Genomic DNA, 545 nt, shown 5'->3' with positions numbered 1-545 from the left:
CGATTAGGACGATCAATTGTCAGTGTTGACTGATCTTCTTTGCCCTATTATATAAGTGGTGGAGGCTGACGGGATCGAACCGCCGACCCTCTGCTTGTAAGGCAGATGCTCTCCCAGCTGAGCTAAGCCTCCAGGCCCCCTGCGATTGCAGGGCATTTTGCTAGGTGACCCGTAGGGGATTCGAACCCCTGTATGACAGCGTGAAAGGCTGCTGTGTTAAACCGCTTCACCAACGGGCCAAGATTGTGAAATATGGTGCGGTCGGCGAGACTCGAACTCGCACGGGTCGCCCCGCCACCCCCTCAAGATGGTGTGTCTGCCAATTCCACCACGACCGCAACTAATATGGTAGCGGCGGAGGGAATCGAACCCCCGACCTTTCGGGTATGAACCGAACGCTCTAACCAGCTGAGCTACACCGCCATGAAGCTATGAGATTAAAACATATGGCGGAGAGTGAGGGATTCGAACCCTCGCTACGCTTGCGCATACTAACGGTTTAGCAAACCGTCCCCTTCGGCCTCTTGGGTAACTCTCCGTATATA

At 54.5% G+C, this 545-nt stretch carries 5 tRNA genes; all 5 read right to left on the bottom strand.

Annotation, left to right across the window (positions count from 1 at the left end):
* Positions 1-56: 56 nt before the first annotated feature.
* Positions 57-132: transfer RNA gene (locus ACM6JA_RS19765), tRNA-Val, on the bottom strand.
* A 33-nt stretch (positions 133-165) separates the two neighbouring features.
* Positions 166-239, bottom strand: a tRNA-Glu gene (locus ACM6JA_RS19760).
* 14 nt (positions 240-253) lie between these two features.
* A tRNA-Leu gene (locus ACM6JA_RS19755) sits at positions 254-338 on the bottom strand.
* A gap of 8 nt (positions 339-346) precedes the next feature.
* Positions 347-423: transfer RNA gene (locus tag ACM6JA_RS19750), tRNA-Met, on the bottom strand.
* 24 nt (positions 424-447) lie between these two features.
* A tRNA-Ser gene (locus ACM6JA_RS19745) sits at positions 448-538 on the bottom strand.
* Positions 539-545: the final 7 nt, after the last annotated feature.

This window comes from Brevibacillus sp. IT-7CA2 (genome assembly GCF_949767855.1).
Taxonomy (GTDB): Bacteria; Bacillota; Bacilli; order Brevibacillales; family Brevibacillaceae; genus Brevibacillus.
Note: the sequence above shows the minus strand (reverse complement) of the source record. Positions and strands in the feature narration are given on the sequence as shown.